This window comes from Lacticaseibacillus suilingensis (genome assembly GCF_016861845.1).
GTDB classification, from domain to species: Bacteria; Bacillota; Bacilli; order Lactobacillales; family Lactobacillaceae; genus Lacticaseibacillus; species Lacticaseibacillus suilingensis.
Genome location: NZ_BOLV01000010.1, coordinates 49,654 through 72,319 on the forward strand (window position 1 = coordinate 49,654; position 22,666 = coordinate 72,319).

General features: G+C 55.1%; 16 protein-coding genes and 2 pseudogenes. 11 read left to right on the forward strand and 7 right to left on the reverse strand.

Going from position 1 to position 22,666, the window contains the following annotated elements:
- Positions 1–166: 166 nt before the first annotated feature.
- The 6 genes and pseudogenes from JUF11_RS07320 to JUF11_RS07345 all read left to right on the forward strand — a co-directional run bounded on the left by JUF11_RS07320 (position 167) and on the right by JUF11_RS07345 (position 7,680).
- Positions 167–1,168, forward strand: coding sequence for a D-2-hydroxyacid dehydrogenase (locus JUF11_RS07320; protein WP_204119020.1), 1,002 nt, complete (start codon positions 167–169; stop codon positions 1,166–1,168).
- A 157-nt stretch (positions 1,169–1,325) separates the two neighbouring features.
- Complete coding sequence (locus JUF11_RS07325; RefSeq protein WP_204119021.1) at positions 1,326–2,783, forward strand: NCS2 family permease; 1,458 nt, start codon at positions 1,326–1,328, stop codon at positions 2,781–2,783.
- Between the two features lie 178 nt (positions 2,784–2,961).
- Positions 2,962–4,417, forward strand: a pseudogene (locus tag JUF11_RS07330) (NCS2 family permease).
- Positions 4,418–4,582: 165 nt separating this feature from the next.
- Positions 4,583–5,794 carry a hypothetical protein gene (locus JUF11_RS07335; protein WP_204119022.1) on the forward strand — a complete coding sequence of 404 codons (1,212 nt, stop codon included), beginning with the start codon at positions 4,583–4,585 and terminating at the stop codon, positions 5,792–5,794.
- Positions 5,787–6,479 carry an ABC transporter ATP-binding protein gene (locus JUF11_RS07340; protein ID WP_204119023.1) on the forward strand — a complete coding sequence of 231 codons (693 nt, stop codon included), beginning with the start codon at positions 5,787–5,789 and terminating at the stop codon, positions 6,477–6,479. Before JUF11_RS07335 ends, JUF11_RS07340 begins: the two co-directional genes overlap by 8 nt.
- Positions 6,472–7,680, forward strand: coding sequence for a hypothetical protein (locus tag JUF11_RS07345; protein ID WP_204119024.1), 1,209 nt, complete (start codon positions 6,472–6,474; stop codon positions 7,678–7,680). The genes JUF11_RS07340 and JUF11_RS07345 overlap by 8 nt, the downstream gene beginning before the upstream one ends.
- Positions 7,681–7,722: 42 nt before the next feature.
- On the opposite strand, the gene JUF11_RS07350 is transcribed toward JUF11_RS07345, so the two are convergent.
- Together JUF11_RS07350 and JUF11_RS07355 are read right to left on the reverse strand one after the other, a co-directional pair.
- Positions 7,723–8,292: a GNAT family N-acetyltransferase gene (locus tag JUF11_RS07350; RefSeq protein ID WP_204119025.1), complete on the reverse strand. Its 570-nt coding sequence runs from the start codon at positions 8,290–8,292 to the stop codon at positions 7,723–7,725.
- Between the two features lie 477 nt (positions 8,293–8,769).
- Entirely contained in the window at positions 8,770–9,087 is a 318-nt protein-coding gene (locus JUF11_RS07355; RefSeq protein ID WP_204119026.1) for a hypothetical protein, read from the reverse strand.
- Positions 9,088–9,189: 102 nt separating this feature from the next.
- Here JUF11_RS07355 and JUF11_RS07360 point away from each other — a divergent pair, with 102 nt between their 5' ends.
- Both JUF11_RS07360 and JUF11_RS07365 read left to right on the forward strand, forming a co-directional pair.
- On the forward strand, positions 9,190–10,527 hold the full coding sequence (locus JUF11_RS07360; protein ID WP_204119027.1) for a replication-associated recombination protein A: 1,338 nt from the start codon (positions 9,190–9,192) through the stop codon (positions 10,525–10,527).
- Positions 10,528–10,566: 39 nt separating this feature from the next.
- Positions 10,567–11,760 (forward strand): acetate/propionate family kinase, encoded by a 1,194-nt coding sequence (locus tag JUF11_RS07365; RefSeq protein ID WP_204119028.1) that lies wholly within the window; start codon positions 10,567–10,569, stop codon positions 11,758–11,760.
- Positions 11,761–11,804: 44 nt separating this feature from the next.
- On the opposite strand, the pseudogene JUF11_RS07370 reads toward JUF11_RS07365, so the two are convergent.
- Positions 11,805–13,289, reverse strand: a pseudogene (locus tag JUF11_RS07370) (glycoside hydrolase family 1 protein).
- A 262-nt stretch (positions 13,290–13,551) separates the two neighbouring features.
- On the opposite strand from JUF11_RS07370, the gene JUF11_RS07375 reads away from it, so the two are divergent.
- Together JUF11_RS07375 and JUF11_RS07380 are read left to right on the forward strand one after the other, a co-directional pair.
- The gene (locus tag JUF11_RS07375; RefSeq protein WP_204119029.1) at positions 13,552–15,921 is read left to right on the forward strand and encodes a phosphoketolase family protein; all 2,370 of its coding nucleotides are present in this window, start codon (positions 13,552–13,554) and stop codon (positions 15,919–15,921) included.
- 201 nt (positions 15,922–16,122) lie between these two features.
- Positions 16,123–17,223 (forward strand): baeRF6 domain-containing protein, encoded by a 1,101-nt coding sequence (locus tag JUF11_RS07380; RefSeq protein WP_204119030.1) that lies wholly within the window; start codon positions 16,123–16,125, stop codon positions 17,221–17,223.
- Positions 17,224–17,282: 59 nt separating this feature from the next.
- On the opposite strand, the gene JUF11_RS07385 is transcribed toward JUF11_RS07380, so the two are convergent.
- Together JUF11_RS07385 and glpO are read right to left on the reverse strand one after the other, a co-directional pair.
- A complete protein-coding gene (locus tag JUF11_RS07385; protein ID WP_125582823.1) occupies positions 17,283–17,987 on the reverse strand; it encodes an MIP/aquaporin family protein in 705 nt (234 codons plus the stop codon).
- 8 nt (positions 17,988–17,995) lie between these two features.
- Complete coding sequence (glpO, locus tag JUF11_RS07390) at positions 17,996–19,831, reverse strand: type 1 glycerol-3-phosphate oxidase (protein ID WP_204119031.1); 1,836 nt, start codon at positions 19,829–19,831, stop codon at positions 17,996–17,998.
- A gap of 108 nt (positions 19,832–19,939) precedes the next feature.
- On the opposite strand from glpO, the gene JUF11_RS07395 reads away from it, so the two are divergent.
- A complete protein-coding gene (locus JUF11_RS07395; RefSeq protein WP_204119032.1) occupies positions 19,940–20,077 on the forward strand; it encodes a hypothetical protein in 138 nt (45 codons plus the stop codon).
- 29 nt (positions 20,078–20,106) lie between these two features.
- Here JUF11_RS07395 and glpK read toward each other — a convergent pair whose 3' ends face one another.
- Both glpK and JUF11_RS07405 read right to left on the reverse strand, forming a co-directional pair.
- A complete protein-coding gene (gene glpK / locus JUF11_RS07400) occupies positions 20,107–21,618 on the reverse strand; it encodes a glycerol kinase GlpK (protein WP_204119033.1) in 1,512 nt (503 codons plus the stop codon).
- 231 nt (positions 21,619–21,849) lie between these two features.
- Positions 21,850–22,629 (reverse strand): gamma-glutamyl-gamma-aminobutyrate hydrolase family protein, encoded by a 780-nt coding sequence (locus JUF11_RS07405; RefSeq protein ID WP_204119034.1) that lies wholly within the window; start codon positions 22,627–22,629, stop codon positions 21,850–21,852.
- Between the last annotated feature and the right edge of the window lie 37 nt (positions 22,630–22,666).

The window sequence follows — 22,666 nt, forward strand, 5'->3', positions numbered from 1 at the left end:
AGTTTTAGAACCTTAAGTGTAGCATATCGAACCCTACGTGGGGCGAAAATGTTAGCGGTTTCAATAAAATTTAAAATGAAATTTTCATGAGGGCACGCGGCAGGCGCTAGGCAAGGGGCGGCTGCGCCAAGTATACTGGAAGTATCAAATCTGGGAGGATTTTTCCGTGAAAATTATCGTGTACGGCGCGCGCGTTGACGAGATTGCTTACTTTGACCAGTGGGCCGCCAAAACTGGGCACCAGCTGAGTGTGCATGAAGAATTGCTCGATGCCCACACTGTCGAATGGGCTCAGGGCTTTGACGGCATCAACTGTTTGCAAACGACCCCATATTCGCCGGCGGTGTTTGAAAAAATGGCGGCGTATGGCATTCATTACCTCACCATCCGCAACGTCGGCACGGATAACATTGATTTTCCGGCGGCGAAACGCGCCGGCGTGCGCATTGCCAATGTGCCAGCGTACTCGCCCAGTGCGATTGCCGAATTTTCACTCACCCTAACGCTGAACTTGTTGCGGCGGCTCGGGGAGGTCGAGCGCACCTTAGCCACTGGGGACTTCAACGGGGCGGGCCAGTTTATCGGCAAAGAACTCGGCCAGCTAACCGTCGGCATAGTCGGCGCGGGCCGCATCGGCCAGGCGGCGATGAAATTATTCCATGGCTTCGGCGCCAAGGTGCTGGCGTTTGATCCGCATCCGCAATCGACCTTGCCTTGCGAGTATGTCGGCCTGGAAGAACTGCTACACCGCGCGGATGTGGTGGACCTGCATGTGCCTGGCATTGCCGAGAACGACCACATGCTGGATGCGGCAGCGCTAGCGGCGATGAAGCCCGGCGCCGTGCTGATCAACACCGCCCGCGGCAACCTGATCGACACCACGGCGATGATTGCCGCACTGCAAAGCGGCCACTTAGGCGGAGCGGGGATTGATACCTATGAGAACGAAACCGCCGCGATTTTGACCGCGCAAAAAACGGGCCGCTTCACTGATCCGCAATGGGAGGAACTTAGCCAAATGCCGAACGTTATCCTGACGCCACATATCGCGTACCACACCGAAACCGCTGTCCGTAACATGGTGGAATTTTCCTTGGAAAATCTCGTGAGTTTCGTCGCCACTGGCCAAGCTCCTGATGAGGTGGGCCCACACGAACGCAAAGTGTAATCGCACCGGCTGGCAGTTCAGACTGCTGGCCGGTTTCTTTTTGCCTAATTTAAACACGAACATTAAAACCAGTAAATTCAAAAATAGTCGACTTTTCTCTTGCCGGCTGGGTGCTTCTCCGCTATGATAAAGACATCATCGATTCCGGGAGGAAAACATGGAAAACTTTTTCAAATTACGTGAGAACCACACCAAAGTGTCTACTGAGGTGATGGCGGGGTTAACCACCTTCTTCGCCATGTCGTACATTCTTTTTGTTAATCCGCAATTGTTGTCGCAAACCGGCATGCCTTATCAGGCGGTTTTCATTGCTACCATCGTCGCTAGTGCCGTGGGGACCTTGGTGATGGGCTTATTCGCCAACGTCCCATACGCCTTGGCGCCAGGGATGGGGCTGAATGCTTTCTTCACCTACACCGTGGTCTTTGCGCTGGGTTATTCCTGGCAGCAGGCGCTGGCTTTGGTGTTCATCTGTGGGATTATCAATATTTTGATTACCGTCACCAAAATTCGGAAAATGATCATCATGGCCATTCCCGAAATGATGCAACATGCCATCGGCGGTGGGATTGGCGTCTTCGTCGCTTACATCGGCTTGAAAAACGCTGGTTTTTTGCAGTTTACTTCTGATTCCTCCAGTATTCTGAGCATCAACGGCGCGGCTTATAACGCGGCCACCACCAGTTTCAAAGGTGGCGTCACCAGCGTCGTTTCCGGCGGCGGCATTGTCCCAGCGCTGGTCAATTTCACCCAAAGCGGGGCGCTGCTGGCGCTGATTGGCCTGGTCATCATGGCCGCGTTGGTCATCAAAAAAGTCCCAGGCGCCGTGTTGATTGGGATTGTGTTGACCACGTTAATCGGCATTCCCATGGGCGTCACCGATTTGTCCTTCCATGCCTCCAATAGCCTGGGCAACTCGATTGCTCAGCTCGGCACCACCTTTGGCGCCGCCTTTGGGAGCAAAGGGATGGGCACGTTATTCTCCAGTGGCAGTCAGATTTTGATGACCATCATGACGATTTTCGCCTTTAGCTTCTCGGATACCTTCGACACGCTGGGCACCTTCATCGGCACCGGGCGCCGCAGCGGGATTTTCTCGGACCAAGACATCAAGGAAATGGAAACCGGTCACGGCTTCTCGTCGAAAATGGATAAAGCGCTGTTCGCCGACTCCATTGCCACCTCGATCGGTTCCATCTTCGGGACCAGTAACACCACCACGTATGTTGAAAGTGCCGCTGGGATTGGCGCCGGCGGGCGGACGGGCTTGACCGCCGTGGTTACTGCCGCTTGCTTTATTGTTTCCGCCATTTTCGCGCCGCTCATCAGCGTCGTGCCGACGCAGGCCGTGGCGCCGGCCTTGATCTTGGTTGGGGTGATGATGATGTCCAGCTTCAAGGAAATCAATTGGAGCGACTTGGCCGAAGCAGTGCCGGCGTTCATGGCTTCCGTGGTGATGGGGCTGCTTTACAACATCTCTTATGGGATTGCCGCCGGGTTCATCTTCTATTGCTTGGTTAAAATCATCGAAGGCAAGATTCGGGAAATCCATCCGATTTTAGCCATTGTCAGCATCGGCTTCATTTTGAACTTTATCGTGCTCGCCGTGCTGTGAGTTAAACCCGAATGGCTTAGCCTTGCCCGCTGGGGTAAGACTATTTTTATGCCGTGAAGACCGCTAAAACCGAACGATAAATATTACATGAATAATATTGACCGTTTTTAGGCTTGATTTTTGCCTTTGAGACCCGTAAGCTTATTTTCATTAAAACTTTTTCGATGAAGGAGCGCTCATGGAGAACCAATTTAAGCTGCGGGAGAATCACACCAACTGGCACACCGAGGTCATTGCGGGTCTGACGACTTTCTTCGCCATGTCCTACATTCTGTTCGTGGCCCCATCGACCCTAGCCTTGACGGGGATGCCCAGCCAGGCGGTGTTCTTAGCCACCATCATTGCCAGTGCCACCGGGACCTTGATCATGGGGCTCTTCGCCAATGTGCCGTACGCCTTGGCGCCTGGCCTGGGGCTTAATGCGTTCTTCACGTATACCGTGGTGGCGGCCTTGGGTTTTTCCTGGCAGGAAGCGTTGGCCCTGGTGTTCTTATGTGGTTGCATTAACATTTTGATCACTGTGACCCGAGTCCGGAAGCTCATCATCGGAGCAATTCCGACGGTGCTGCAACATGCCATTGGCGGCGGGATTGGGATCTTCGTGGCCTACATTGGGCTGAAAAACGCTGGGTTCTTGCAGTTCACTGCTGACGCTGGGAGCTTGTTGAGCGTGAACGGCGCGGCTTTTAACGCCGCTAAAACACATTTTGCTGGCGGCGTCCACAGCGTCGTGGCTGGCGGCGGCGTCGTGCCGGCGCTGGTGAACTTCACTCAGCCTGGCGCCATTGTCGCCTTGATTGGGCTGCTGCTGATGGCAGTGCTGGTGGTCAAAAAGGTGCCGGGGGCTGCTGATCGGCATTGTGGCCACCACTGTGATTGGGATTCCGTTTGGCGTCACTAACCTGCATCTATCGGCGACGAATTCGCTTGGTCACGCCATCAGCCAACTAGGGACGACCTTTGGCGCCGCGTTTTCCGCGCAAGGGTTCGGCAGCTTGTTCAGTGATTCGCATCACATTTTGTTGTCAGTGATGACGATTTTTGCCTTCAGCTTCTCCGATATCTTTGATACCCTGGGCACTTTCATTGGCACCGGCCGCCGCACCGGGATTTTTACCGATGAAGATATGAAGAACATGAACCACGGCAAAGGCTTCTCCTCCAAAATGGATAAGGCGTTGTTCGCCGATGCCATTGCCACCGGCGTGGGCTCGATTTTCGGTACGTCGAATGTGACCGTGTTCGTCGAAAGTGCCGCCGGGATTGGCGCTGGCGGGCGCACTGGGCTGACGGCGGTGACCACCGCGGCGTGTTTTGCCTTGAGTTCGCTGTTATCGCCGCTGATTGCGGTCGTGCCGACGGAAGCGGTGGCGCCGGCCTTGATCATGGTCGGGGTGATGATGATGGCCAGCTTCAAGGAAATCGACTGGAGCGATTTAAGCGAAGCCGTGCCGGCGTTCATGGCATCGATTGTGATGGCGCTGGTGTACAACATCTCATACGGCATCGCGGCCGGCTTCATTTTCTACTGTTTGATTAAGCTGATTACCGGCAAGGCGAAAACCGTCCATCCGGTGCTGTGGGTGGTCACCGCCGGCTTCATCTTGGATTTTGTGTTCATGGCATTGATGTAAGGAAGGTCTGGCTGCGGCCAGGCCTTTTTGAATGCCGATGTTAAGCCTGCAAAAGGGGATACCAAGTCAGTCGACTGAAGAATGTAAAACACTTTATCATTATGAGAGCATTATTAATAATCTGGGCGTATAATGAGAAAAAGTCTTATTATTTGGAGAAGGGCTATGAAAAATGCGGTGGCATTTGAATGGAAACGCCCGCCGTGGCAGCTGGGGTTAGTGGGCTTGCTGCTGGGTTTTTTGGTGTTGATTGTGCCGGCGATTCACTGGCAGCCAGTGCCGGTGAACTACCAAAAATATAATTATTGGCCGGTGACGGTGACTTCGGAAAAGCGCATGGTGCAGCATTGGCTTGAAGAAGGCGCGCAGACCTACTCACCAACTGCGACTAAAGCCGTGAAACCTTATAACTTAGCGGACACGCGGCGTCAAGGCCGACACTATCAGGTGATGGTCAAAGCTTATCGGCGTGGTGACTACTTGACTGTTGACCGGCAGATTATCAAGGCGCTGAGTGAAGGTGTGACCGATGGACTCCGCTGGTATGACGGGGACATGGCGATGCTGGTGCTTGAAGGTCAGGCGAATCTTTCTTTACATTCGGCGGCAGCGTTGCGAGCGCCTTATGAATACCTAGTGGCGCACAAGGTGAACCGACTGCCGGTGCTGGGATTGCAAAGCGGCGCTGGGCAAGCCATCACGGCGCAGTTGGAAAAATCGACCTTTTTCTTGGTCTTGCTGGCGGTGTTAGTTCTGATGCTTGGCCTGACTTACACCCAAGAGGCCAGCAATGGCACAGCGCAGTTTATGCGCACAATTCCAGAAAGTGATTTGAAACTGGCGTTGGCTAAATTCGTGCCGCTGCTGGCATGGTTTAACCTTGCTGTGGTGGGGGCAGTGATTCTAGCAATGACTTTCTTTGCATTGTGGCCCGACCAGAATTTTGGCTCACTACTGGTGCCCTACATCTACAACTGGCATGGCGAAATCTTCGCCATGGCCTTGTGGCAATTTTTGGGGCTGGAGTGGTTGGCGCTGAATGTCTGGGCCTTTTTCCTCTCCGGGTTGGCTTATCTGTTGAGTATGGGCTTGCGGCGGCCGGTGGCGCTGTGTTTCGTACTGGCAGTGGTCACTTTTGCCAGACAACTAGGTTTGCTTAATCTGGTGCCACTGACCTGGCAAGATTTTGTGCCGGCGAAGTACACCTTGTTGCCAGATATGTTGGCGCGGCAGGTGACGTTTGTTAATCAAAAGCCGTGGCAATGGCTGTTGTTGTTCCTGGGGTTCGGCGTGTTGGCCTGGGGGCTAGCCGCAGGGGCCATTTGGTTGCGGGATCATCGCCGCTCACGCACGAAAGGGGGCAGGGCGAATGCTTAAGGTGCAACATTTGAATTTTGCGTTTGGGCACCAAGTGATTTTGAATGATTTAAGTTTCACGTTGCCAGATGGCTCGATCACCGGGCTGGTGGCACCAAATGGGACAGGCAAAACCACGCTGCTCCGCTGTTTGTGCGGCCTGTTGCCAAGTGGCCCGCAGGTGATGACGCTGAACGGCATCGACCTGTACCAAAAGCGCAAGGCCTACTTGGGTCAGTTGTTCTTCCTGGAGAATTCCAACCAGCTATACGCGGATTTAACCGTGATCGACCATCTGAAGTGTGTGCGTAAAATGTGGCACTCAAGCGTCGACCTGCAAACCACTATCGCCAGTCTCGGCATGAACGGTTACGCTAAGAAACGCATTCGCGATTTGTCGCTCGGGATGAAACAACATGCGCTGCTGGCGATGTATTTGGTGGCAGATGCCCAGTTGATGTTGATTGATGAGCCGCTGAATGGGCTTGATCCCACCAGCATTCGCCAATTCGAGCGCATTTTTGCCGAGCAAAAAGCGGCTGGCAAGACGCTGTTGGTGTCATCACACCAGATGGATAGTGTGGCGCGGGTGTCTGATGATGTGTTCTTTCTGAAGGACCAAAAGATTTTGGCGGAAGCCAACACCGGGCAGGACATGATGGCTGAATACGGCCGCATTTTCTTGGGGGAGCAGGCGCATGCTTAGTCAATTCGCCCTCGATTTCAAACGGCTCGCCCGCAGTAGCACCACCATCGTCGGCTACTTGGCGTTCATGCTGGTGTTACTCATCAGTTTTTTCTATTACATCAATGACGGTGATATCGGGGCGGTGCGACAGTTCGACAATTTCACGCAAACCATGACGCAACTGGACACCGATATTACCCAGCTCCGCAAAGACAAAACGCCGAGCAAAGCTGATGCGGCGCTGCTGGCGAATAAGACCAAGCAAAAGGCGATGATTGATGACGTGCGGCTGGCGGCTTCGGCGGAGCAAGGCACCGCCGGGATGGCGGTGACGAATCCAGATCCGCTCAATCGCACGGTGTTGAAGCTAGCGCGCTATCAACTCACAGAAACCGAGGCCGGGCGCGGCGAGCAGCTGGTGCTGTTCAAAATTGAAGGCGAGTCCTTTGATGCCTCGGTGCTCGGCCGCAAGGAAACGGTGCTGTTATATGAAACGCTACTCAAACAGCATCGGCACCAGCAGTACTTCAACGCCCCCCGGCTCCCCGCGGCCAGTTACCTGACGGCGGAGATGCGCTCCGGGCGGACGGTTTTACTGCTCCTGGCCGTGTTGGTTGTGCTACTGGCGGAAGGTTTTGCGCTGGATCGCCGCCAGCATACCGAAGCACTGCGGCAGAACCTGCCGCATGGCCAGTTTTCCTTGCTGCTAGCGCGCGTGGCGGCAGCCGGGCTGTTGGGTATACTGACGCTGGCCGCAGCAATCGGCAGTGTTTACCTGCTAATTGGCTGGCATGATGGTTGGGGGAGTTGGACCTATCCGCTGGTTTACGCCCCTGCCAGCACCACAGCCGCGACAGTCACCATCGGGCAGTACGGCCTTCAATGGAGCGGTATGTTCCTGCTTGGCGCGTTTGTGCTCGCTGCCGTGACCGCTTTGGTGGATTTGTGCACCCGCAGTACCGGCGCGACCTTAGCCATCGGCGGTGCCCTCATTTTAGCAGCGAATGGCACTTTCTTAACCGCGGGTTTGGTGCGCCCGCTAGCGCGACTTTTGCCGAGTGCATACTTACGGCCCAGCCCGGTGCTGTTGCATCAGGCCAGTTGGTCGTTGTTTGATGTGCGGGGTGGGATGGCGGTGCTGATTGGCTGGAGCGTTGTCCTGTTAGGACTGTGTTGGCTTAAATTGCAGTCCCCAGCCCCGGTTAAAACTAAAGCGTGAACGCAAAGGCCCGCGAAATTGTTCGCGGGCCTTTGCTATGGCTTAAAAATGGAACGTCGGGTCGGTTTCCACTTGCTGGCGTTGCAGCGTTAAGCGGAGCAGCGGCACCTTTTTTCCATCAGGTAAGGTTCGGCTGTGATTGGCCGGCGTAGCGGTAAAGCCGAACTGCTCCAGCAGGTCGATCGAAGCGGTCGCGGTTTCCGGGATAATCGCATAAAGTTCGCTGAGGCCAAGTTCAAAAAAGGCAAAACCTGCCACCCGCGGGATAATTTCGGTCATCACCGTTGGCGGGGTGCTTGGCAGTTGCTCAAAGCGCATTTGCCCCTTGGTCATACCGGCGTCGAATTGCCACAGGCAGATACTACCCAAAAAATCGTGGGTTTTGCGATCGCCGATGCCGTAAAGCAGGGCCTTGTTGCCCATCACTAGGCGCATTGCTTGGTTCACATAGCGCGCCGTTTCTGGAATGCTGGTATCACGAGTGCGGCCAGAAATCCAAGCCTGCGTTTCATCGGCCCGCAAAGTAGCCACGCTTTTGAGTTTGAAATTAGTCAGCCAGTCCAGTTCGTAATGAACGGAGAGCAGGGGATGGTACTTTTCGAAATTTGGCATGAGAACCTCCAAAAGGTAAGGCTGTGTAGTGAGGGCGGTTTTAGCCGGATGGGTAGCCTAGCTTAACGCATTGAAGTCGCACTTTGACTTCGAGGCGTTAAGCGTAGCTAGCCACTCCGGCGTTGGCCTCACGCAGCGCAACTAAGTGTAGAAAGGTCATTCCTTCGCAGCCTGCAGTTGCGCTCAGGACGGCAACGGATGAGTGTTTAGCTACGTCCAGCACCTCGAAGCCAAAAATCGGCTTCAATGTGCTGGACTGGGCTAGCCATCATCCTAAGCCCGCCGCCCTTCGCAGCCTGTAGTCGCGCTACGTGGAGCCAACGCCGGAGTGATTTGATCAGCCTGTAGCGCGCAGCGCGTACAGGCTGACATGCGGCAGCAGCTACGCAATAAGCCTCACCGGCAAAAAGCGCCGGCAATGCTTCTCGCTAGGCTAATCATCCGGCTAAGTGCGGCTCCCCTTCGCAGCCTGGTTGTTTAAAATATCCCTTCATTATCCTTATCGGTAATTGGGGCGTTGAAGTTGTGATCGTAGTAATCGGCGGTCATGACTTTGTATTTGCCGTTGACGAACTTGGCAATGAGATTACCAGGGACGGCGGTTTGCGCTTCGGCTTTGGGAATGTGGATTTCGATGCTGGGCATGGGGGTCAATGCGACGTAGCGGGCATCCGCGCCGAAGAAGGCCTCGATGTCGGCACGGGTGGTGTCTTCGCGCATCAACATGAAATAGGTCATTTTGGCGGTAGAAAAGGCGGTGAATTCGCCTCGAGGGAATTGACTTGCAGCTGCCATGATGGTCGCCTCTTCTTTTCAGAGTTTTTGGTATTCCTAGTGTAGCATATTCTGCGGCCGCCCTCGTGCATGGTACTATTGAGAGTAAAGGAAGGTGGCAAAATGGCCTCTTTATTCGAAAACGAAGCCGCGCAGTTTCAGCCGTTGGCCAGCCGCATGCGGCCGCAGACCTTGGCGGAATTTGTCGGCCAGCAGCATTTGATCGGGCCGGATCGGGTGCTGACGAAGCTGATAGAAAACGACGAAGTGCCGTCGCTGATTTTCTGGGGCCCGCCCGGTGTAGGCAAAACGACGCTGGCCCAGATTATTGCCCGGCAAACCAAGGCGGAATTTGTCACGTTTTCCGCCGTGACTTCTGGAATCAGTGAAATCAAAAAAGTAATGGCCGAAGCGGAGCAAAACCGTGCCTTAGGCCAGAAAACCATCGTCTTCGTCGACGAAATTCACCGGTTCAACAAGGCGCAACAAGATGCCTTTTTGCCGTATGTGGAGCGCGGCAGTATCACGCTGATTGGCGCCACCACGGAAAATCCGTCCTTTGAAGTCAACGCCGCGCTGCTTTCGCGCACCCGGGTGTTTGTGATGAAGCCGCTGACGACGGCGGATCTGACTGAGTTGCTGAAACGCGCGCTGACCGATCCGCGGGGTTACGGCTTGCAGCATGTGCAAATCGCGGATGAGCTGATCGGCCAAATCGCCGAGTTCGCCAACGGGGATGCCCGCATTGCCTTGAATACTTTGGAAATGGCAGTCACCAATGCCATGGGCGGCGCGGACGAGCCGATTGTGGTGGATCAAAGTGCCGTCAGTCAGTTGCTGACCAAAAAGGCCCTGCTCTATGATAAGAACGGCGAGGAACATTATAACCTGATTTCGGCCTTGCACAAGTCGATGCGCAACTCCGATGTCGATGCGGCGGTGTACTGGCTGGCACGAATGTTGGAAGCAGGGGAGGACCCGCTGTATATTGCCCGGCGCCTGGTGCGGTTTGCCTCAGAAGATATCGGCATGGCTGACAGCCGGGCGCTGGAAATCACTACCAGCGTGTTTCGGGCTTGCCAGTTCATAGGCATGCCGGAATGCTCGGTGCATTTGACCCATGCGGTGGTGTATCTGAGTTTGGCGCCGAAGTCGAATGCCTTGTACACCGCGTATGAAGCCGCGAAAAAGGATGCCACTGAGACCCTGGCCGAGCCGGTACCACTGCAGATTCGCAATGGTGTAACCGGGCTGATGAAGGATTTGGGTTATGGTAAAGATTACCAATATGCTCATGAAAACCCGGATAAGTTGACCACGATGCAGACAATGCCGGATAATTTAATTAACCAGCATTACTACCATCCTACCGACCAAGGCAGCGAAGCCAAGGTCAAGGCCCGGCTGGAGCAGATTAAGGCTTGGCACCACCAGCACGACGCCCAAGATCAAGATAAATAGTGTACAATGATAGCGTGCACAATTCAAGGAGTGAGGACGATGGCAAAAGTATTAGCGGTCAACGCAGGCAGTTCGACATTGAAATGGAAGCTCTTTGACATGCCTTCGGAGCGGCAATTGGCCGATGGCTTGATCGACCGGCTGGGTCAGGCCGAATCTACGGTGAAGATCAAATACGGGAGCCACGTCTACCGCTCGGGTCATTCGATTCGCAACTTTCATGAAGCGGTCGCCGATGTGATGACCCAGATTAAAGCGCTAGGCCTCGTTGAACACTTGCACGAAATCACCGGCGTCGGCCACCGGGTGGTCGCCGGCGGGGAACGCTTCAATCAATCGGTGGTCATCGATGATGAAGTGCTGCGCAGCATTCGGGACCTCGGTGACTATGCACCGCTACATAATCCGGTCGAAGCCGAATACATCGCGGTGTTCCGGCGCTTGATGCCTTGGGCCACCCAGGTAGCGGTGTTTGATACCGCCTTTCACCAAACCATGCCCGCGGAAAACTACCTCTACAGTATTCCGTACGCTTATTATCAGCGCTTCGGCGCGCGCAAGTACGGGGCCCATGGGACGTCGGTGCGCTACGTGTCTGCCCGTGCCGCTGAGTTCCTGAACCGGCCGCTGGCGCAGCTCAAAATGATTGTGATGCATCTGGGGTCAGGCTCCAGTGTCACCGCGGTGGAACACGGCCGGTCAGTGGATACCTCGATGGGCTTCACACCGCTAGCTGGCGTCACCATGGGCACCCGCAGCGGTGACATCGATCCGTCCTTGGTGGCGTACCTGATGGCGAAGCTGCACGAACCGGACATTAATCAGATGATTACCTTGCTCAACAAAGAATCCGGCTTACTCGGGATTTCCGAGCTCTCGCCAGATCAGCGGGACCTAGAAGCCGTTGAAGATACCGACCCGCAAGCCAAGCTGGCGCTGGATATCTACGCCAACCGGGTGGCAAAGTATGTTGGCAGCTACACGGCGCTGATGAACGGCGTCGACGTTCTGGTCTTCACGGGCGGCGTGGGCGAAAACGGCGGCGATATGCGCGCCCGCATTTTGCGCCACCTCGGCTACTTAGGCGCCACGGTGGATGCGGTCAAAAACAAAGCGCGCGGTAAGGAAATTGATTTGTCGACGGCTGAGGCGACGGTGAAAACCTTGGTCATTCCCACCAATGAAGAACTGATGATTGTGCGCGATGTGTTCGAGCGGTTGCCAAAGGCATAAGAAAAAGCCTGATTTCCCGCGGGAAGTCAGGCTTTTCGTTACGGTTAAGCGAGGTCGTCGCCATTGGTGGCGATGACTTTTTGATACCAGTGGTAAGAGTCCTTCGGCGTGCGCTTCAGGGAGCCATTGCCCCAGTCGTCGCGGTCGACGTAAACCAAACCATAGCGTTTCTTCATTTCGCCGGTGCCGTTGGAAACCAAATCGATGGCACTCCAAAGCGCGTAGCCAATCATCTCGACGCCATCTTCGTTGATGGCCGCTTCCATGGATTGCACGGCATAACGCAGGTAGTTGATGCGATAGTCATCATGAATCTGTCCGTCCGCGGCCACTTCATCCGCCCAGCCCAGACCGTTTTCGACGACGAACAGCGGCTTGTGATACCGATGCCACAAGGTGTTCAACGCTAGCCGCAGCACAATCGGGTCGGTCGCCCAGCCCCAGGCGTTGGTTTCCAGATATGGGTTCTTAACGGTGCCGCCGCCAAGGTTGCCTTGGGCGTTTTCATCCCGCGTCGGGTCGGCAGTAATGACCGATGAGGTGTAGCAGGAGAAGCCCAGGAAGTCAGCTGGGTAAGTCCGCAGCAAGGCCTCATCTTCTGGCGTGATGTCCAAGTGGATGCCGGCTTTTTCATATTGAATCAGGCGAGCTTTTGGATAGGCGCCGCCAGCTTGCACGTCGGCGTAAAACAGGCCGTGTTCCATGTTTTGCATCACGGCGAGCTGATCAGCTGGGTTGCAGGTTTCGGCGTAGACCGGCTGGTAGGCCAGCATCATGCCGACCTGAATGTCAGCGTTCAGTTCATGGGCGGCTTGCACCGCTTTGGCGGAAGCCAAGAACTGGTTATGGGCGCCTTGCGCGCGGTTTTGCGGCGTCGGGTCGGTTAAGCCGCCGCCCAAGTATGGCGCTTCATCCATGGCGTTGATTTCATTGAAGGTGGTCTAGTAATGCACCTTGCCGGCGTAGCGCTTGAAGACCACCGCCGCGTAATGCGCGAATAGGTCAACCAGCCGTCGATCCTGCCAGCCGCCGTATTTTTGTACGAGGGCCAGCGGGGTGTCATAATGCTGCAACGTGATGCAAGGCTCGATGTGGTTTTGCACACACAAGTCGATTACTTTCTCGTAGAAGGCGAGGCCCGCTTCGTTCGGCGTAGTTTCTTCGCCAGTTGGGAAGATGCGACTCCAAGCAATCGAGAAGCGAAAGGTGGTGAAGCCTGCCTTGGCCATCAATTCGATATCTTCTTGATAATGATGGTAAAAATCGGTGCCGCCGTGGCTTGGGTAGTACGCGTCTGGCACCATGGCCGGCGTGGCATCAGCAGGTACCTTGAAGTCGGCGCCCCACACCATCGGCGATTGGCCGGTGGTGCCATCAGCGCGGGTCCATGTCACCTGACGCGGTGTCGTGGCGGAGCCATTGGTCATCACATCCACTGCGGTGAGGCCTTTGCCGCCTTCATCAAAGCCACCTTCATACTGGTTGGCAGCAGTCGCGCCGCCCCATAAAAATCCTTTAGGAAAACTCATTGTGACCTCCTAATTAAATTGTTCCTACAAATTTCTCAACCGCTTTCATTGTATCAAAAACCGGCGCTAACTGTCAGGGGGGAATCGGCAGTTCTTTGCTGAATGAGGCAGAATGTTCGGCTCGTGGCCCGACCCGCGGTAAAATTTAACTTGTAGTAGCGGCCGCGTTCACGGCTTTTTAAGCGATTTTAAGCGAAAGTAAGCATTACTTCCGTTTTCTGTGGTATACTGAGGCCACAAGTTAAGAAAGTGAGGGACTAGCATGACGGCAACCGTTGATTACTCGTCCAAGGCATATTTTGATAAAATGACGCGTTATTGGAACGCGGTGAACTATATTTCCGTGGGGCAGCTTTACTTGCGGGACAATCCGTTGTTGAAGCGGCCGCTTGAATCCAGCGATGTGAAGTTCAACCCGCTCGGCCACTGGGGCACCATCGCCGGGCAAAACTTCATCTACACCCATCTGAATCGGCTGATCAACAAGTATGATCTGAACATGTTCTACATCGAAGGCCCAGGTCACGGCGGTCAAGTTATGATTTCCAACGCGTACCTCGATGGCACCTACAGCGAAACGTACCCTGAAATGCCGGAAAATGAAACTGGCATGAAGCTGTTGTTCAAGCGGTTCAGCTTCCCAGGTGGGGCGGCTTCCCATGCCAATGCCCAGATTCCTGGCTCGATTCACGAAGGCGGCGAACTCGGTTATTCCTTAAGCCACGCGACTGGTGCGATTTTGGACAATCCTGATGTCATCGCCGCGACGGTGATTGGGGATGGCGAAAGCGAAACTGGCCCGCTGGCTGCGAGCTGGTTCTCTAACACCTTCATCAACCCGATTACTGATGGGGCCGTGCTGCCCATCGTGCACATGAACGGCTTCAAGATTTCCAACCCCACCATTCTGTCCCGCAAGTCGGATGACGACTTGCGTAAGTATTACGAAGGTATGGGTTGGGAGCCATACTTCGTTGAAGGCGACGATCCAGAAAAGCTCAACCCAGAAATGGCGAAGACTTTGGACACCATCATCGAAAAGATCAAGGCCATCCAAAAGCACGCCCGGGAAACCGGCGATGCCACCATGCCAAACTGGCCGGTACTGATTGTCCGCACGCCAAAAGGCTGGACCGGCCCGAAGGAATGGGCTGGCAACAAGATCGAAGGCTCCTTCCGGGCTCACCAGATTCCAATTCCAGTGAAGCGCGACGATATGAGCCACGCCGACGAATTGGTGGCTTGGCTGAAGTCCTACCACCCAGAAGATGTCTTTGATGACAACGGCGTGTTGAAGCCAGAACTCAAGGCCCTGACGCCAACTGGAGACAAGCGCATGGCCGCTAACCCCATCACCAACATGGGCTATCACGCCAAGCCATTGGTGTTGCCTGATTACCATCAGTACGCCCTTGATAACAGTGAACGCGGCAAGAACGTCAAGCAGGATATGATCATCTGGTCCGATTACCTGCGCGATTTAATCAAGCTTAACCCAGATAACTTCCGCGTCTTTGGCCCTGACGAAACCATGTCCAACCGTTTGTACGGCCTGTTTGATGCAACGAACCGCCAGTGGTTAGAACGCATTTCCACCAACGGCTCGGATGAAGATATGAGCAACTCTGGCCGTATCATTGACTCCCAGCTGTCGGAACATCAGGCTGAAGGCTTTTTGGAAGGTTACACCTTGACCGGCCGCCACGGAGTCTTCACCTCGTATGAAGCCTTTTTGCGGGTCGTGGATTCCATGCTGACCCAGCACTTCAAGTGGTTGCGGGAAGCACATGAGGAGCCTTGGCATCGCCCATATCCATCCTTGAACGTGGTTTCCACGTCGACCTCCTTCCAGCAAGACCATAACGGGTACACCCACATGGATCCAGGTGTGCTGACGCATTTGGCGGAAAAGAAAGGCGAATACATCCGCGAGTATCTGCCCGCCGATGCCAACTCCTTGCTGGCCATTTCGCCAAGCCTCTTCACCAGTGAAAACACCATCAACTTGCTGATCACTTCCAAGCAGCCGCGGCCACAGTTCTACTCCATTGAGGAAGCAGAAGTCCTGGCCAAAAACGGCTTGAAACGCATCGACTGGGCTTCCACCGATGACAATGCAGAACCTGATGTGGTGATCGCCGCCGCCGGGACCGAGCCTAACCTGGAAAGCTTAGCAGCGATTAACTTGCTGCATGACAACTTCCCAGACCTCAAGATTCGCTTTATCAACGTGTTGGATCTGCTGAAGCTCAAGAAGAGCGATCCGCGCGGATTGTCTGATGATGAATTCGATGAATACTTCACCACCGACAAGCCAGTCTTCTTCGCTTTCCATGGCTTTGAAGATTTGATCCGCGATATCTTCTTTGACCGGCACAACCGCAACTTGCATGTGCATGGTTTCCGCGAAGAAGGCGCGATTACCACGCCATTTGATATGCGGGTGCTGAATGAACTGGACCGCTTCCACCTGGCCAAGGATATTGTGGAACATGTCCCAGGCTACGCTGAAAAGAGTGGCGCCTTCGTGCAGAAGATGGACGACACTTTAGCCCATCATTACAGCTACATTCGCGATACCGGCGAGGACCTGCCAGAAGTACTGGATTGGGTTTGGAAGCCAGTTAAATAAGCATGACGGAAAGCAGCGGGGAACCGCTGCTTTTTTGATGGCGTCAAAAGGGTGTGGCCGACGCCTTCCGCAGCCTGTAAAGTTTGCCTCCAATACCTGCAACTTGTTATGGTTGAAGTAGGCCCATGTGGCAGTTAGCCGCACCACAAGAAGGAGGAATTTGTTAGGGCAACTGAAACCGTTCAAACCTTGCAGGATTTCTTGACCGCAGCGCAGACCGGCCCTTTTGTGACGTTATATCTTCCCTTAGAGGCAGGACAAAGCGTTGAAAAAACCAAGTTGATCATCCGGCATTTGCTCGATCACACTCAAGATGTGATGACGCAAACGGCCCCAGAAGCGGATTTTTCTATTTATGAACGCGCGCTGAATGCGCATCTGGGCGCTCAGCCGTTGGTGGATGTGACCGGCCAAGGGGTGGGCTTGATCACCGATGGGTACAGCGTTTATCAGCGGGCGCTGGAATATCCGGTGAGCCAACTGGCGATGGTGACAGCGCGGCCGCAGATTTTGCCGATGATTTTGGATGATGAACGCCATTTGGATTTCGATTTGTTGATGCTGCAACGCGATCGCATTGAGTTGTATTTGAATTTAGGCGACCAGCTGACCAAAACCGACCTGCCGGAGGACGCGCCGCTCACGCTACTGGGCACGTTAGGCGAAGAACGCCGCGGTGGTTCGGTGAACACCGTGGCCCAAGGTTCCGGTCAGGTCTCCTACCATGGCCACAGCGACCGCGCCAGCGAAGAAGAGGTGGATCAGCGCCGCTACTATCAAGCGGTGGATACCTATATCGCGGATCACTACTCCAAGCCGAACGCTCGACGCCTGGTATTGTTCGGTCTGCCGCAGAACCTGGCATTGTTCCGGGAAGTGAGTCGTAACAGCTATTTGAGCGGGTCGATGCAAGTGGAACTGAATCCAGGCAACCTGTCCTTTGCGGCGATTGATTTGGCGCTGGATGATTTGCGGATGGCGTACAGTCAGCGGCAGGCCCAAAAACTCTTGGCGCGGCTGGATAACGCGCGGGGCGCTGGTAAGTATCTCGATGCCCTAGGGAGCATTGTGGCAGCGGTGCAGCAACGTGCCCTGGCGACCTTGGTGATTCGCCAAGGGGCTAGAATTCGTGGCCGTCTGGTGGATGATCAGATTGAAACGGAAAGTCCTCAGGCGCAGCACAATAACTTGCTGAATGATTTGGCCGCCATGACTGTCGCGCAAGGCGGGGCCGTAAAGGTGTTGCCATCCAGCACACTAAGCGAAGAAGTGGTCGGCATTAGCCGCTACGCCGCCCAGTAAAGCAGAATCGAAGATGCCGCCGATCCTCAAATGGGGACTAGCGGCATCTTTTTTGCGGTTTAAATTAAAGTGAAGAGCAGCGCGCCGATTGCGCCGCCGACCAGCGGCCCCACTACCGGAATCCACGCGTAGCCCCAATCGGAGTCGCCTTTACCAGCAATCGGCAGTACCGCATGCGCCAGCCGCGGGCCGAGGTCCCGCGCTGGGTTGATGGCATACCCGGTGGTGCCACCAAGCGAAAAGCCAATCGCGGTGATTAAGGCGCCAACGCCAATCGGGTTGAGGCCATCGGTCCACTTGCCCTTGGTGAAGGCCAGCAGCATGAAGACGAGCACCAAGGTCCCTAACGCTTCAGAAAAGAAGTTCGCTAGCGGCCGCCGAATGGCAGGGCCGGTAGCAAAAGTGCCTAAGATAGCGGCTTCGTCTTTGGTTTCTGCCCAGTGCGGGTAGTATTGTAGCCAAACCAAGGCGGCCCCGAGGAACGCGCCGAGCATTTGGGCCACGATGAAAGGCACCACCCCGGACCACGGGAAGACGCCAATCACGGCAAAGGCCACGGTGACGGCGGGGTTGAGGTGCGCCGGGCCAAGGTAGCCGGCGGAGTAGACGCCAAGCGTCACCGCCAGGCCCCAACCGAGGGCAATGGCAATCCAGCCAGCATCCTTGGCTTTGGAGCGGGCGAGGGAAACGCCGGCGACGACCCCGTCACCGAGTAAAACGAGTACGAGCGTCCCGATGAATTCACCGAGCGCTTGGGTCATGATAGGGGTGGTCATGCTTGTTCCTCCTTTAATCCTTGCAGTTGCGTTTCGGCAATGGTGGCATCGAGCTGCTGAGTGAGCGCCGCTTTGGTGGCTTCATCCCAGTGCAACAGCCGGGCCATTTCGTTGATCACGGGATCATGCAGCGCCGCCAAGTCCGTGGCGTGGAACAGCATTGCGTTAGTGCGGCGCAGCAGATAGTCCACTGGCGTTAAGGTCAGCTCTTCATTGACCGAATACCGCAGCGAAATGGTTTCCTTCAGCGATAACCCTGGCGCTGTGCCGGCATCGGCGTAAGATACGACGCGGCTGGTGTTGCTGCCAAAGCGGTTCGCTAGATCGGTCGCGTCGGCTTCTGGCAAACCGGCGTCTTGGGCAATGCGGGTGTAGAAGTTCAGCGTTTCTGTCACGTTGGTCGGGTCAAAATGACCACCGGACACTTGCAGCTTCTTGCTATCCACCGCTTTGAACTGGCGCCCGTCAGCGGCGAGCAGCTTGATGATCAGCGCAATCGCGCCGGCGGCCATTTTGCGGTAGTCGGTGATCTTGCCGCCAGCCAGCGTCAGCATGCCGTCGCTTTCGGTATCCAGCGCAGACCCACGGGAAACTTGCGAAGGCTTGAGCGTGCCTTCTGCATGCGCGGTTTTGAGCTTGCTGATGGCCGTTTCGACATCGCTACGGGTGCTGTCGCCGGCTTCATAAGCGTTAACGGTTTTGATCAATTGGTCGAAGCTAGCCGCCGAGACCTTGCCGGTGCCGGCACCGCCGCCGTTGTAGTCGGAGCTTCCATTAGCCGCAATGAGTGGCCGTAGCCCGACCCAACTGGCTTCGATATCGTTGAGCGTGACATGGGCGTCGGGATAGCGATTGTTGAGCGCGGCGAGTAAGTAGTCCACGTCGGCTTGGGTGACTGTTGGGTGCTTGTAGTCACCAGTGAAGTCGGTATCGGTGGTTCCAAAGTAGGTTTTGCCTTCCCGTGGCACCACGAAAATCATACGGCCGTCATGCACGCCAGAGTCGAAATAGGTCGGCTGGGGCACGGATAATTTGCTGCTATCAATTACCAGATGCACGCCTTTGGTTGGGCGTAGCATTGGGTCGGCTTTAAGCTTTTCGTCGCGGGCGCGCAGTTTGTCGACCCATGGCCCAGTGGTGTTGATGATCAGCTTGGCGTGAATTTCAAATTCGTCGCCGCTTAGGACGTCTTTAGCCAGCATGCCCACCGCGCGACCTTGAGCGTCGTGTAACACCTTCACTGCTTCAACGCGGCTGGCCATCAAGCCCCCAAGTTCGTCGGCTTCCTTGATGTTTTCAATCACCAACCGCGCGTCGTTGTTCACAAAGTCTAGATAAACGCCGCCACCGAGCAAATGATCAGCTTTGAGCCCAGGTTCGCGCTGCAGGACTTCGCTCTTGTCGATGGTGTAGTTGGCATACTGGGTGCCTTCCACGCCTGCGAGCCGATCGTACAGATCCATTGCGATTTTCACGGCGAACATGTCGTAGGTGGCTTCTGGTTCGTCATAGATCGGCATCAGCATTGGGAACGGCCGCGGGATGTGCGGCGCGATGCCTTGCACGACGGCGCGCTCCTTAACGGTGTCACTGACGACGCCGACGTCAAAGGTCTTCAGGTAGCGAATGCCGCCGTGTACCAGCTTCGTGGAGCGCGATGACGTCCCTTCTGCGAAGTCTTGCATTTCAATCAGGCCAGTTTTGATGCCGCTGGCCGCGGCTTGAATGGCGACCCCAGCGCCGGTGATCCCGCCGCCGATAATTAACAGATCAAGCGGGGTGCTTTGGAGTTGGGCAATGGTTTGCTTTCGAGTCTTTGCGGAAAAAGTCATAATAGATTCCTCCTAGTAAAAATGAATGGGTAAAATGGCGTACAAAAAACTAGGCCCCAGAGCCAACGATTTTTGAAAAGGTGAAATGATGTCCCTGGGGTAGGGATGATGCGAATAATTAAAGGTGAAATGATTGGGCTAAAAACGGTCTTACTCCGCAGCCTAGTCGCGCTGCGTAAGGCCAACGCCGGAGTGATCAGCTACGCTAGCTGGCCCGCCACCGAAAAGCGATGGCAAACCATCTAGCTAGGCTGCTCATCCGGCTAAAAACGGCCTTACTCCGCAGCCTGGGGTTTAAAGGTCATGGTGGCTTTAATCGCTTGTTGCCAGCCCTGATACAGGTGGCTACGGCGGTCGTCGGTCATTTCAGGATCGAAGCGTTTGCCGATGCTGATGAGGTGTTTCAGTTCATCGGTGTCCTGCCAGAAGCCCACGGCGAGGCCGGCGAGGAAGGCGGCACCCATGGCGGTGGTTTCTAGGTTAGCGGCACGTTCAACTGGTGTGCCGAGAATGTCAGCTTGGAACTGCATCAAATAATCATTGCGAGCAGCGCCACCGTCCACGCGCAGGGCCGGGATTTTAATCTTGGTGTCTTTGTACATGGTTTCCACCACATCACGGCTTTGGTAAGCCAGCGATTGCAAGGTGGCCTTAATGAAGTCGTTGCGAGTGGTACCGCGAGTTAGGCCAAAGACGGCACCGCGGGCGTCGGAATCCCAGTAAGGCGCACCCAAACCGGTAAAGGCGGGAACCACGTAGACTTCATCTTGGCTGGTGGATTGTAGGGCAGCCTGTTCGGAGTCAGGGGCCGATTGCACCAGTTCCATGGCGTCGCGGAGCCACTGAATGGCACTGCCGGCGACGAAGACGGAACCTTCTAGGGCGTAATTGACCTTGCCGTTGATCCCATAGCCAATGGTGGTCAGCAGGTTATTGGCCGACATGGTTGGCGTTTCGCCGGTGTTCATCACAATAAATGAACCGGTGCCGTATGTGTTTTTAACCATACCAGGTTCCAGCGCCAGCTGGCCGAACAAGGCGCTTTGCTGATCCCCAGCCATGCCGGCAATCGGCACGCCACTGCCGTAAAAGTGATACGACGCGGTTTGGCCGTAAACTTCGGAGTTGCTGTGGACTTCTGGCAGCATCGCGGCAGGGATGTTCAACAGCTTCAGAATTTCTTCGTCCCACTGCAGGGTGTGGATGTTGAACAGCATGGTCCGGCTGGCATTGGTGTAGTCGGTGACGTGAATGGCGCCGCCGGACAGCTTCCAGCTGATCCAAGTGTCGATGGTGCCAAACAGCAATTCGCCGCGTTCAGCGCGTTCCTGGGCCCCAGGTACCTGATCGAGAATCCAGCGAATCTTGGTTGCTGAGAAATAGGCGTCGATCAAAAGCCCAGTGTGGTCGTGAATCAAATCACTGTAGCCGTCCGCCCGCAGTTGGTCGGCAATGGGACTGGTTTGCCGCGATTGCCAAACCACGGCATTATAAATGGGTAGGCCAGTTTGCTTGTCCCACACCACCGTGGTTTCACGCTGGTTGGTGATGCCAACACCGGCGATTTGCCGCGGCTGGATGCCGCTGTTGATAAACGCCGTGGCAATCGTTGACAGCACCGCGTTCCAGATTTCGTTGGCGTTGTGTTCAACCCACCCTGGTTTAGGGAAATACTGAGGAAATTCGCGCTGAGCATCAGCGACGATTTGTCCGCTGTGGTCGATGATCAAGGCCCGAGTACTGGTCGTGCCTTCGTCGATGGCGAGAATATATTGTTGATCAGCCATGTTTTTGCCTCCTCGAAAGTTGTGTGATTACGGTTATGATGATAGCGGTTACATAAGCGACCGTAAATGGTAAAATCAAAAATCTAATTAAATAATTGTGGGCGATTACATTTTATACAATTGAAACCGTGATTTTCCGCGGCCAATTCGGTTTGAATTAAGATTAAATATTGATGAGAATGATGAGACGCGAATCAAAAGGCCCCGGCGCGGCGGTCGAGGCCTCTCAGATTATAGAACGGTTGCGCCCATCGAGGTGGTCAGGTTGGCTTGCCGGTGCGCATTGACCCGATCGATAAAGTCGGCGTAGATGCGCAGCTGCGGCGGATCTGCCTGCCAGAGGTTTTCTGGATGCCACTGCAGGCCCAACACCAAATCGTTTTCGCTGCTTTCGAAGGCCTCAATCGTCCCGTCACTGGCTTGCGCGGCTAGGCGTAACCCGTTGCCAATGCGGCGGGTGGCCTGATGATGGCGCGAGTTGACATAGGCGCGGTCGCCCAGCAGCGGATGCAGGCGCGATTGAGGGACAATGTTGACATGATGCGTTGGGTATTCGCCTGAGGTGCGCTGCAGGTGGCGAATGGCGGCTTTTTTCTGGGTGGCGAGGTCTTGATACAAGGTCCCACCGAAGGCCACATTGAGAATGTGGCTGCCGCGGCACAGGCCAAACATGGGCTTGTTAGCGGCGTAGGTCGCACGAATCAGGGCCAGTTCGAATTGATCCCGCGGCGGATTGGCCGGGCCAATTTCCTGGCTAGGCTCCTCGCCGTACAGCGTCGGATCAACGTCGGGGCCGCCAGGCAAAATCAAGCCGTCAAACAGCGGCAGATAAGCTTGAATCATTTCCGGAATCAAACTCAGCTGGCTGGGATATGGCACCACAATGGGCAAGCCGCCGGCCGCTAATATCGTATCTTTGAACATGGTGGGTGAGATATCAACTGTGTTGGGTTTGGTGTTGACGCTGGGGTCCTCGATGACATCAGCGACAATGGCAATAATGGGTCTCATCTGCTCACATCCTTTGACCGATGACATAAGTAAAATT

Coding starts and splice junctions, on each gene's coding strand:
- JUF11_RS07325 (WP_204119021.1), top strand. CDS start 1,326: ATGGAAAACTTTTTCAAATTACGTGAGAACCACACCAAAGTGTCTACT.
- JUF11_RS07335 (WP_204119022.1), top strand. CDS start 4,583: ATGAAAAATGCGGTGGCATTTGAATGGAAACGCCCGCCGTGGCAGCTG.
- JUF11_RS07340 (WP_204119023.1), top strand. CDS start 5,787: ATGCTTAAGGTGCAACATTTGAATTTTGCGTTTGGGCACCAAGTGATT.
- JUF11_RS07345 (WP_204119024.1), top strand. CDS start 6,472: ATGCTTAGTCAATTCGCCCTCGATTTCAAACGGCTCGCCCGCAGTAGC.
- JUF11_RS07350 (WP_204119025.1), bottom strand. CDS start 8,292: ATGCCAAATTTCGAAAAGTACCATCCCCTGCTCTCCGTTCATTACGAA.
- JUF11_RS07355 (WP_204119026.1), bottom strand. CDS start 9,087: ATGGCAGCTGCAAGTCAATTCCCTCGAGGCGAATTCACCGCCTTTTCT.
- JUF11_RS07360 (WP_204119027.1), top strand. CDS start 9,190: ATGGCCTCTTTATTCGAAAACGAAGCCGCGCAGTTTCAGCCGTTGGCC.
- JUF11_RS07365 (WP_204119028.1), top strand. CDS start 10,567: ATGGCAAAAGTATTAGCGGTCAACGCAGGCAGTTCGACATTGAAATGG.
- JUF11_RS07375 (WP_204119029.1), top strand. CDS start 13,552: ATGACGGCAACCGTTGATTACTCGTCCAAGGCATATTTTGATAAAATG.
- glpO (WP_204119031.1), bottom strand. CDS start 19,831: ATGACTTTTTCCGCAAAGACTCGAAAGCAAACCATTGCCCAACTCCAA.
- JUF11_RS07395 (WP_204119032.1), top strand. CDS start 19,940: ATGCGAATAATTAAAGGTGAAATGATTGGGCTAAAAACGGTCTTACTC.
- glpK (WP_204119033.1), bottom strand. CDS start 21,618: ATGGCTGATCAACAATATATTCTCGCCATCGACGAAGGCACGACCAGT.
- JUF11_RS07405 (WP_204119034.1), bottom strand. CDS start 22,629: ATGAGACCCATTATTGCCATTGTCGCTGATGTCATCGAGGACCCCAGC.